The organism is Rhizobacter sp. P3_B12 (genome assembly GCF_056402895.1).
This window is the reverse complement of sequence record NZ_JBFUGN010000858.1, coordinates 1-2,661: the sequence shown is the minus strand read 5'-3', so window position 1 is coordinate 2,661 and position 2,661 is coordinate 1. Positions and strand designations below refer to the sequence as shown.

The following is a 2,661-nucleotide window of genomic DNA, read 5'->3' as shown; positions in this document are numbered from 1 at the left end:
GTCTACGACGCGACGACGGCGGCGGCCCTCAGCGGCACCGCCACCGTGACCGGCCTGGCCGGCGACACCGTCAGCGTGGCCGGCACGGGCAGCGGCAGCTTCGCCGACAAGAACGTGGGCAACGGCAAGGCGGTGACCGTGACCGGCTACCTGCTGAGCGGGGCCGACGCCGGCAACTACGTGCTCGTGCAGCCCGCCGGACTGAGCGCGAACCTCACGCCAGCGAGCCTCACGGTGAGCGGCGTGGCCGCCACCAGCAAGGTCTACGACGCGACGACTGCGGCCAGCCTTAGCGGCAGCGCCACCGTGACCGGCTTGGCCGGCGACAGCGTCAGCGTGGCCGGCACGGGCAGCGGCAGCTTCGCCAGCAAGAACGTGGGCAACGGCAAGGCGGTGACCGTGACCGGCTACCTGTTGAATGGTGCCGACGCCGGCAACTACGTGCTCGTGCAGCCCACCGGGCTCAGCGCGAACGTCACACCAGCGAGCCTCACGGTCAGCACGGGCGATGTGATCAAGCCCTACGACGGTACGACCGCGGCCAACGGAAGCCCGGTGGTTGTCGCGGGATCGCTCTACGGAAGCGACACGCTGGCAGGTGGTGCCTATGCCTTCACCGACAAGAATGCCGGGACCGGCAAGACGGTCACCGCCTCGGGCGTCGCCATTGCCGACGGAAACGGCGGAGCCAACTACAGCGTTGCATATGTCAACAACACCCACAGCAGCATCAGCCCGGGAGTTGACATCCCAATACCCTCGCCACAGCCACAGCCACAGCAGCCGCCTTCATCCGCCACGTCTTCTGACATGCGTGACGCGCTGGATGAGGTGCAGGAGGCCAACACGGTGGATGTGGCGGCAGGCCAAACCGCAGGGCGTCCCGGGGGCTTGCGGATCGACTCGTGCGGGACGCGAATGCCAACGACCAAAAGGGCTGACTGCCCGATGGAGTTCATCTATCTGCGAGCGGGCTCCTCCCTTTCGAGCCTGACCGACGCCAAGGTGCTCTCCCGCAAGAAGCTGGGTGTCGCCCGTGACGAATGAGCGACACAGGTCCGAACTTGTTCGCGTCGGGTTGCTCACCATGGCATTGCTCGTTTGCAGACCAGCACAGGCTGCGCCCGACGCTGGCTCGTTGCTGCAAGGCATGCGCGACACGGTGCCTTCGCTCTCCAAGCCGCCGACCACAGCGCCGGCCGAGCCGGCACTCTCGAAGCCGGCGAGCGGCGAAGAGCGCATCAGGGTGAGCGGCATCCGCATCGTCGGTGCTGCTGAGCTGATGGGACATCAAGACGTATCGCCTTTGCTGGCCAGCATCATCGGAAAGTACCTGTCGATGCGTGACCTCGATCAATTGGCAGATCGCATTACGCGCTTCTATCGCCGAAATGGCTATCTCGTGGCGCGTGCCTATGTACCCACGCAAGACATCGTGAACGGGGAAGTCAAGATTGTTCTCATTGAAGGTCGACTGGATCGGGTGCAGTCGACGAACCGAGCGAACCTTCCGACTTGGCTGCTGTCGCCAATCAACGCCCTGGAGAAAGGCGTGCCGGTCAGGGCACACGATTTGAGGGACGCGCTTCAACCCTTGCAGGACCTACCCGGTGTGGAGGTGCGGTCGACCTTGCGCCCCGGAGCCACCGTCGGCGGAACTGATCTGCTGGTCGACGTGGCACCCGGCAAGGCAATGATCGGCTCGGCTGACGCTGACAATTTCGGAAGCCCGTACACCGGCACGTATCGTGTGGGCGCAAGCCTTTTCTTCAACAACCCGCTCCACTTGGCAGATCAGGTGGGCTTGCGGGCTCAGACGGGCGGGGGTGGCTTTGCCTACGGACGTGCGAGCTACCAGTTGCCGGTGATCAGCGCGAGCACCCGGATTGGCTTGGCTTGGTCGCGCATGCAATACCAGCTCGGTAAAGAGTTCAAGGATTTGCAGGCGCGGGGCAGCGCCACGGTCGGTTCTGCCTATCTTTCACACGCGCTCATCCGAGAATCAAATTTCTCTGGCACTGCACAACTTCAGTACGACGACACGACCCTTCAGGATGAAGTGAGGGTCTTCGGAACAGAAGCCCGAAAGAAGTTGCGCGCCGGCACTGCAAGCATCTCCCTGGAGTCAAGTGACAACACACTGAATGGGGGAGCGACGAGCGCGTCGCTGATGGTGGGCAGCGGAGCGCTGAAGCTTGATCCGGAGTCGGCAGCCATCGATGCAGCGGGTGCAAACAGCGAAGGCAGCTTCGGCCGAATCAACATCAGCTTGTCTCGAAAACAGTGGCTGGGAGCAGAGGCCGGCGTGCTGCTTTCTTACTCAGGGCAATGGAGCAGCAAGAACCTGGACTCGTCGCAAAAGATGTCAGCGAGCGGAATCTATGGCGTCAGGGCCTATCGCGAGGGCGAACTCTCTGGCGACCGCGCGCACTTGGTCAGCACCGAGCTGTTCTGGCAGGCGGCGGACGCGCTGAGGTTGCAGTGGTTCTACGACTACGCGCGCGTGCGACCGAATGCCCGACCCTGGACCACTGGCCAAGATGAACTCAACGCTTCCGGTGCGGGCGTTGGAGCGTCTTACACCCGGTCCTTCTTGCAGGGGCGCCTGGCACTGGCCCGAGGGCTCGGTACCAGTCCGCTGGCGGCCCATCAGCGCTCACG

The 2,661-nt window shown here is 64.0% G+C and carries 2 protein-coding genes; both read left to right on the top strand.

Features of this window, described 5'->3' with window-relative positions:
* On the top strand, positions 1–1,047 hold a 1,047-nt coding region (locus tag AC1D01_RS29155; protein WP_477872638.1), incomplete at its 5' end, for a YDG domain-containing protein.
* 40 nt (positions 1,048–1,087) lie between these two features.
* The coding region (locus AC1D01_RS29150) for a ShlB/FhaC/HecB family hemolysin secretion/activation protein (RefSeq protein WP_477872636.1) at positions 1,088–2,661 on the top strand (1,574 nt) is incomplete at its 3' end.